This window comes from Acetobacter orleanensis, from assembly GCF_001581005.1.
Lineage (GTDB): Bacteria > Pseudomonadota > Alphaproteobacteria > Acetobacterales > Acetobacteraceae > Acetobacter > Acetobacter orleanensis.
The window spans coordinates 32,517-40,565 of sequence record NZ_LHZV01000045.1 but is presented as its reverse complement, the minus strand read 5'-3'; the positions used below and the strand labels follow the sequence as shown (position 1 = coordinate 40,565).

5 protein-coding genes are annotated in these 8,049 nt (G+C 53.5%); 3 read left to right on the top strand and 2 right to left on the bottom strand.

Translation table 11 applies throughout. The features are described 5' to 3' along the window. Positions 1-106: 106 nt before the first annotated feature. The gene (locus tag AD949_RS02470; protein WP_048836335.1) at positions 107-1,066 is read left to right on the top strand and encodes an NAD(P)H-dependent glycerol-3-phosphate dehydrogenase; all 960 of its coding nucleotides are present in this window, start codon (positions 107-109) and stop codon (positions 1,064-1,066) included. An 82-nt stretch (positions 1,067-1,148) separates the two neighbouring features. Here the strand turns inward: AD949_RS02470 and AD949_RS02465 are convergent, their stop codons facing one another. After that, positions 1,149-2,051 carry a S1/P1 nuclease gene (locus AD949_RS02465; protein ID WP_052944578.1) on the bottom strand — a complete coding sequence of 301 codons (903 nt, stop codon included), beginning with the start codon at positions 2,049-2,051 and terminating at the stop codon, positions 1,149-1,151. 232 nt (positions 2,052-2,283) lie between these two features. Between AD949_RS02465 and AD949_RS02460 the strand changes: the two genes are divergently transcribed. Both AD949_RS02460 and AD949_RS02455 read left to right on the top strand, forming a co-directional pair. After that, positions 2,284-4,362: a phosphocholine-specific phospholipase C gene (locus AD949_RS02460; RefSeq protein WP_052944579.1), complete on the top strand. Its 2,079-nt coding sequence runs from the start codon at positions 2,284-2,286 to the stop codon at positions 4,360-4,362. A 393-nt stretch (positions 4,363-4,755) separates the two neighbouring features. After that, the gene (locus AD949_RS02455; RefSeq protein ID WP_048836336.1) at positions 4,756-7,182 is read left to right on the top strand and encodes a TonB-dependent receptor; all 2,427 of its coding nucleotides are present in this window, start codon (positions 4,756-4,758) and stop codon (positions 7,180-7,182) included. Between the two features lie 64 nt (positions 7,183-7,246). Here AD949_RS02455 and AD949_RS02450 read toward each other — a convergent pair whose 3' ends face one another. Next, the gene (locus tag AD949_RS02450) at positions 7,247-7,936 is read right to left on the bottom strand and encodes a YfdX family protein (RefSeq protein WP_371277385.1); all 690 of its coding nucleotides are present in this window, start codon (positions 7,934-7,936) and stop codon (positions 7,247-7,249) included. Positions 7,937-8,049: the final 113 nt, after the last annotated feature.

The window sequence follows — 8,049 nt, the reverse complement described above, 5'->3', positions numbered from 1 at the left end:
AAACGCTCATCCGTGACTTTTCAAACAGGCTCTTATAAGTTTTGCGGTCATCTGCGTTTTTCCGTGCGTAAAAGTCAGAAGCGCGCTTATTTATGGAAATCTGATCATGAGGCAAATTGCGGTAATTGGCGCAGGGGCATGGGGGACGGCATTGGCCATCCATGCTGCCCGGACAGGTGCTACGGTTTGTCTGTGGGCGCGGGATCCTGCTTCTCGTCTTACGAATGGAGCCATGCCGCGTCTAAGCGCGCATCCTCTTCCTGCGACAGTGCGTGTTACAGATGATGTGAGGATCCGTGCAGATGTGACACTCGTTGCAGTACCCATGCAGCATCTGGCTTCGGTCTTGGAGCAACTGGAAACAACATCCCCGCTTGCCTTGTGTTGCAAAGGGTTAAAGCCAGAAAGTCTTCATTTTCCACTGGATATCTTGGCGGCAGTCAGGCCCGGTCATGTAGGTGCGGTTTTGTCGGGGCCGAATTTTGCCCATGAAGTTGCGGCAGGCCTTCCTGCGGCGGCAGTTATTGCCGCAAAAGAGCAAGGGCACGCGCGTGCTCTGGCAGATATGCTCGGGACTCCTGCTTTCCGGCTGTATGACAGTACAGATATCATCGGGGTACAACTTGGCGGGGCAGCCAAAAATGTTATCGCGATAGCGGCCGGGGTCACGATTGGGGCAGGGTTGGGGGAAAACGCCCGTGCTGCTCTTGTGACGCGCGGGTTGGGGGAAATCAGTCGTCTTGCTCTGGCACTCGGTGGCGAGGCGGCGACAGTATCCGGGTTGTCTGGGTTGGGGGACTTGCTTTTGACATGCACCGGCACATCTTCCCGAAATTTCCGTGTTGGCCGGGCGTTAGGGGAGGGGGCTTCGGTTGGAGAGGCGGCTGTCATTGCAGGTGGTGTTGCTGAAGGCGTAGTGACATCCCTCGCTCTTACCGAGTTGGCGTGCCGCTATCATGTGAGTGTGCCAATTATGGAAGCTGTAGCGGCACTTGTGACTGGGAGCGCTTCTGTACAAGACCTGATGGAACAGCTTTTGATGCGGCCTGTAGGCGCGGAAGCGTAAACTGTAACATTATACGCCATGCGTCGGAGTGGTTTTGAGGGCGCCTTAGACGTAAAACCACTCCGTCCGCATCTCCTCCAGATTATTGCTTAATCTGAACGTCAGCCAGCGCAGTGTTCAGCAGATAGGCCAGACGGACGCCTGCTTTCATAAGTTGGCGCGATACAACCGTTTGGGCCGCGGCATCATACCCGGCGGGGAGTTCAACCGGGGCACTGTCCGGGTCGCAGCCTGCTTTAACAGTGGTCAGATGATAAGCGTAGTCTCGGGCCAGACCAAAGCTTTCCTGCGCCCAGTCCGAGGGGGTGCCAGCCTGCCATGCCTGTTTGTCATCATACGTAATGTGCATGAACAGTGTGTCAGATAGGCTTTTGGCGTCGGGGTCCAGTTCAGAGACCAGTACAGTATCCCAGTAAGAATGCAGGTTGACCGTACGGGGACCGCCCAGCGCCAGCCGAACGCAGTTGCCGCCTTTGTCGTGGTTGTCCGCTGCATGAAGCGGCTGGTGCAGGTCACCTACAAAATGCACCAGATATTTCAGCGCCAGCGCACGTTCAGCAGGGGTGGTTTGCGGCGCACCTAGTTCCTTAGCAAATTCGGGAATTTTGTTAACAATGCAGTCTTTTGCCGGGCCTGTGCTTGCGGGGCCGTTCTGTGCGGGAAAGTTGTAGCAGGCTTGGGGAAGGTCAGGGTGGTCAAGCTCAATATCAACAAAGTGCCATTCCGCCGTTTCCTTGTGTCCTGCGGCGCGCCATGCATCAGCCCAGCTAGAGCGCGAGAGCAGGTCGGGCGGGGTGAGGGTGTCTTTATCCTGCTTTAGCAGCAGATCAATCTTATGCCGGACGTCCGGGGTCAGGTAGTCCCACGCCAGTGCAGCGATAACCTGATGTCCTTCACGCCCCCATGCCAGAGCCTGTGTATTGGTGGTGGCAAGGCCAAGCAGCATGCAGCCTGCTGCCGTAAGATTTTTTAAATACGCGCGCATGGAAAACACTTTCGAAAAATTCCAATTAACTTTGAGACGTATCGTTCTTTCAAAAAAATGTATCTATGCAAAAATGTAATATTTTTTTGTCCAACACTCTCTGTGCAGAGGCTCCAAAATCGGTTTTGTCTTAATCAAGGTGCTTGCCCATGGATTGGGACCAGTCTTAACGAAGGCGAGCGGAACGGTCAGCACAAAAGTGGTGCGACCCTTTGAAATCAAGAGGGCATGTATGTCGGTTATCGGACGCCGGGGACTTCTAAAGGGCGGAAGTGGGCTTGTAACGGCGGGCCTCCTCTCCTCCATTAACCGTGCGCTGGCTATTCCAGCGGAGCGTCGGACTGGCACGCTGGAAGACGTTGAGCACATTGTTGTGCTGATGCAGGAAAACCGGTCTTTTGATCACTATTTCGGCCATCTGAACGGTGTGCGCGGGGTGGGGGACCGTCATCCTGTCCGGTCCCCCGATGGCACGCCGGTCTGGTCCCAGCAGCGGGCAAAAGCGGGTGAGGGCAGGGTTCTGCCCTTTCAGCTCCGCACGCATGTGACAAGTGCGGAATGCGTGCTCGACCTCGATCATAATTGGATACCGACCCATGCGGCCATCAATGCCGGATGGAACGACCAGTGGCCCCGGCACAAGACCGACATGACCATGGGATATTACACGCGCGAGGATGTGCCCTACCACTACGCACTGGCCGATGCCTTTACGGTTTGTGACCATTATTTTTGCTCCACTCCAACGCAGACACACCCCAACCGTTTTTATCTGATGACCGGCACGGTGGACGGAGAGGGCGTGGGTGGAGGCCCGGTTCTGGATAATGTGGACTGGGTTGATCGGGCGTTTTACCCCAAGGTTCCGGGCCCATTTAATTGGACAACCTACCCGGAGCGGCTGGAAGCAGCGGGGGTTAGCTGGCAGGTTTACCAGCAAGGTCTTTCCCCCTCAGATGTGGAAAACGGAAATTTTGGCACAAACGTGCTGATGAACTTCCGCAACTATGTGGATGCCCCTGAAGGCTCTCCGCTGTTTCAGCGTGCCATGGTCAAGCGGACGCTGGATACGTTGCGGCAGGATGTTCTGGCGGATCGCCTGCCTCAGGTCTCATGGCTGTTGCCGCCTGCGGCTTATTCCGAACATCCGCGTTGGACGCCCGGCTACGGCGCAACGTACATTGCCCGTGTGCTGAATGCGCTAACCGCGAACCCGGATGTATGGGCAAAAACTGTTCTGCTCATCATGTATGATGAAAATGACGGATATTTTGACCATGTTCCGCCTCCGCAGCCGCCTACGCCTGTTCTGCCGGGAAAAAGCACGGTGGATACGCGCGGCGAGATTCATGATCGCCTTACTCCGTATGAGCCGACCCGCTACAAGGCTGATATGCTGCCGTATGGACTTGGACCGCGCGTGCCCATGCTTGCTTTGTCTCCATGGAGCACGGGCGGGTTTGTATGTTCAGAGGTCTTTGACCATACCTCTGTGCTGCGGTTTATTGAGGCACGGTTTGGGGTCCGTGAGAGCAATATCACGCCTTGGCGGCGTTCAGTGTGTGGGGATCTGACCAGCGCGTTTGATTTCTCGCGCAAGCTGGGGCTGAAAGGGAATCTGCCGGATACGGCGGACTATAAGAGTAAAACGGATCAATCCTGCAAGCTGCCGAACCCGGCTGTTCCGGTACAGAGCGCGTCGTCCGACATTGGAGAACAGGAAAAAGGCATAAGACCGACAAGGCCTTTGCCGTATGTGCTTGCTGTCAATGACGTGCATGGTCCGGCTGGTGCCTGCACGCTTCAGTTTGATAATCAGGGCACAACGGGTGCCTGCTTTTATGTGTATCAGGAACACTCTGAAGAAAAGCCGCGCCGTTATACGGTTGGTGCGGGTGCGTCTTTGCAGGACCAATGGCTAATATCGGAAGGGCAGACGCTCAAGCTGATGGTGCTCGGCCCGAATGGGTTTGCGCGCTACATCCATCGTCAGCGTCGGGCAGATGTGGGTGTTTCTGTGGTTGATCATGCCTCGTCAGGGGCTGTGCTCGTTAAACTGACAAACCATACCAACCGACCGCAAACCGTGTATGTGCATGACAATGCCTATGGGCAGAAAAAGCGCACAGTGGCACTGGCTCCGCATGGCGTCCGGCAAGAGCGGATTATGTTGGAACAGAGCGGCTATTGGTATGATCTGACGGTGTCTGTTGAATCTGAGCCTGAAAGCACAAGTCGCTTTGCAGGACATGTCGAAACCGGCAGACCCAGCGTGACTGACCCGGCACTCGGGAAACCCATCCTCTCTTAAAAGCAAATACCAGCCGCCTGCATGACATAGAGTTGTCATGCAGGCTAAGACTGCCGGGGTAGGAAAATAGGCCTGTTGTGCGACGGTTTTTTGCTTTTTCAGGCTTTTCTGACAATAAAAAATATAAAATTAAACAATGATAATTTTACGCATGCAGAAATTAAAATGCGTCAGTGACTGTCAAAACGTTCATAATGTGAATTTGCAAAGAGAATGACATTATTTTTAGAAAGAAGATTACAAAAAAGTATTGTTCCGATTTTGCGTTGTTGCAAAATAACATCAGACATTTTGTTTTTGCATGGCTGTCATAAAACTTTAAAATAAATTGGTTTTTACCAATGTTAGGGGAGGGCTGCGCTCAACATTATTTCTAACGGAACAGACTGAAAAATGCAGAAACTTTTGGCCACTTCCGCGTTGATTGGCTTTGCCACGCTCCCGTTCTCGGTGGCTTTTGCCGCAGCAGAACCTGACACGACGGAAAAGAGCGGCGGGCACAGGCACGCTGTTTCATCATCAAAAGTTTCCTCTGATCAGCCGTCAATGATGGGCTCGACCGCTCCGACGGATCAGGGGCCTGAAAAGGTTGAAGTGAAAGGCTCTCGTCACCGGCAGGTGGGTGGTGGTCTGATGGTTAAGGAAGATGCACCCAAGTCCCGCTCTACCATTACGTCAGAATACATCCAAAAACAGGCGACCGGCCTGACACCCATGCAGTTGATTGAAATGCTGCCCGGCGTGAATACCACCTCCACAGACCCGATGGGTCTGACCGGTGGCCACATGACCATGCGTGGCCTGACGGAAAGCCAGATCGGCTTTACCCTTGAAGGGTTTCCGCTCAACGATATCGGCAGTTATGCTGTCTATCCGGGGGAAATTGTGGACGCGGAAAACCTGCGTACCATCAATGTGGAGCAGGGCTCCGCGGATCTGGACAGCCCGCATATCAGCGCCACCGGCGGCGCCGTGAACATGTATCTTCTGAACCCGAAGGATCATCTGGGCGGCAAACTTGTTGCGTCTTACGGGAACTATAACGCTCGCCGTATCTTCGGGCGTCTGGATACCGGCTATGTCGGGAATACCAACGTGAAAGGCTATGTGTCCTTTTCCGATGCCGCTGAGCAGTCATGGCGCGGGCCGGGCGGCCAGACCAAAATGCATGGGGAAACCAAATGGATGAGCGAATGGGGGAAAGGCAACGTTGTGTCTTTCTCGCTGGTTGGTAACCAGTTGACCGGTGTTCTGTTCCCCACGACAAATATGGCGACATGGCAGCAGAAAAAAATTTACAACACTTATGAAAGTAAGTGGGACCCTAAACATCCAAGCGGCAACTATTATGAGCTGCACCGGAACCCGTTTACCAATATTTATGCCAGTGCGCCGTCCACCTTTACGCTGACTGATAACCTGACGCTGACTGAAACACCGTATTTCTGGTACGGTAATGGGAACGGCGGCGGTGCGTATAACGAAAGTCTGACTAGCCAGCAGTATGGTGAGCACACGGTATCTGGGTCCATCGGGCCATATAATCCGTCCAACACCAAATCTCTGCTTCTGTATAATCCGTCCAACACCGTGACCTATCGCCCCGGTGCCGTGACCAAGCTGACCCTGCATACAGGCATCAACCGCTTGACGGTTGGATACTGGTACGAATATTCAAAGCAGACCCAGACGGCGCCGTTCAGCCTGATTAATTATGACACGGGCAAGCCTGATGACCTGTTGGGCGGTGGCCCGAACATGGTCTATTCCAACGGTGTGACGGCTGAGTATCGTCATCAGCTGACGCAGACCCGTATTCACACCATGTTCATTGTGGACAGTCTGTCCCTGCTGAACAACCGCCTCATTCTTGAAGCTGGCCTGAAATATGCCGTGGTGAATCGCGACGGCCATAATTTCATGCCCGATACCTCCACCGGGCCTTACATTAAAGGGTCATGGCAGCAGCCGCTGCCTGCTGTGTCTATTCGTTACAAAATTAACGATGAAAACCAGCTTTTTGCATCTTCAACCACCAATTTCCGCATTCCCATGAATTATACTCTGTATGATTCAGGAGCCTACAAGCCAAAACAGGGCTACGGGACCAAAGGTAATCCCAACATGAACCCGGAAATTTCTATTTCCGAAGAATTTGGCTGGCGTTATCAGGGCCCGCTCGTTATGAGCTCCATCTCTTATTTCCACTATAACTTTACCAACCGTCTCTATACGCAGACTGTGATGACGGATGGCGGTTACTACTATAACCGGAGCATCAACGGCGGCGGGTCTCACGCTGATGGCGTTGATATGGAAGTCGGCACACGGCCTATTCTCTATCACCTGCGCCCGTATTTCTCAGCGGAATATATTAACGCTCGCACGGACAGCAATGTTGCCGCTGGCGGCACGAATGCCTACGTGTTCAGTAAAGGTAAATTTGCGCCGCAGACGCCAAAATATCAGATCGGCTTCAACCTTGATTATGATGATGGACATCTGTTTGGCGGTTATAGTCTGAAATATGTCGCCAAACAGTATTCAACATTTGTGAACGACGAGCATATCCCCGGTTATATGACGATGAACGTCACCGCTGGTTATCGCTTTAAGGACTGGGGCGTTATGAAGTCCCCCACTCTGCGTCTGAACCTGCGGAATATCACAAATCGTCAATATCTTGGTTTTGTGAATGGCACCGCTCCGAATGCGCAGACAACAACCGGGGTGGATGGTTCCAAGATCAAGGGAAGTAGCACGAATTTCAACGTTGCCTCACCGTTCATGGTGATGGGAACGGCCAGCGTCGATTTCTAAAAATTTGAAAATATCTAGTGTGGCAGAGGCAGTTTGTCTGTCTCTGCCACACCTGTTTTAAATCTTAGTGGCTGGATTTTGCCGGAGCCTTGCCGTTAGCGGGCATTTCGGTTTCCGCAAAGTTTTCAGAGACAAACACCAGACTGTTGAGAATCTCGTCAAGGGCTGCAACAGCATCGGTCGCCTGCTTGCCTTCGGTAAAGACCGTCGCGCGGTTTAGAGCGCCTTGCGTCTGGGCAAGTGGTGCCAGAGCGAGAATGAAATCAGCATCGTCGCCCACAACCTGCATTGTCTGGGCGGCCTGATCCGTCTGACCTGCCTTAAGCTGACCGTTTGCCGTGGCAACAGCCGCTTTCTTTTCAGGAGCGAGTGTTTCCGTCTCAATAAACTCGCCGCCAACCGGAATCCATGTGGTCGGAGCGGTTACTGCTGTGTGAGACGGAGAGACCGGGTGCTGCGGCGCAGGCTGGAGCTGGTTTTCCGCCGCATCAAATTTCTTTGCGGCCTTGCCCGCCGCCGTCAGGCGTTTCTGGGCATCGTACAGGGCCGGGATCGCGGCATCGGTCTTGCCAGCAGCAAGCGTATCACGCGCCTTCAAAATATCGACCAGAGCGCGCTGGCCGTCAGCGGAAAGATGGTGCAGGGCGCGACCAGCCTTGAACTGCTCCCATTTGGTGTGGAGGCTGCTGGCATGAGCCATGACCGGTGTTGCCGTTAACACAGCCAGAGCGGCCAGAGAGGCTTTTGTATTCAAACGCATTGGTGCGATCCGTTTCTTCTATAAGTAAGGGCGGTAATCAGGGATGCCCTTTTCTATCGCCTATATTGGGTGTGTTGTAGCATCCGACAACTCTCACTAGAAAAAAT

Coding starts and splice junctions, on each gene's coding strand:
- AD949_RS02470 (WP_048836335.1), top strand. CDS start 107: ATGAGGCAAATTGCGGTAATTGGCGCAGGGGCATGGGGGACGGCATTG.
- AD949_RS02465 (WP_052944578.1), bottom strand. CDS start 2,051: ATGCGCGCGTATTTAAAAAATCTTACGGCAGCAGGCTGCATGCTGCTT.
- AD949_RS02460 (WP_052944579.1), top strand. CDS start 2,284: ATGTCGGTTATCGGACGCCGGGGACTTCTAAAGGGCGGAAGTGGGCTT.
- AD949_RS02455 (WP_048836336.1), top strand. CDS start 4,756: ATGCAGAAACTTTTGGCCACTTCCGCGTTGATTGGCTTTGCCACGCTC.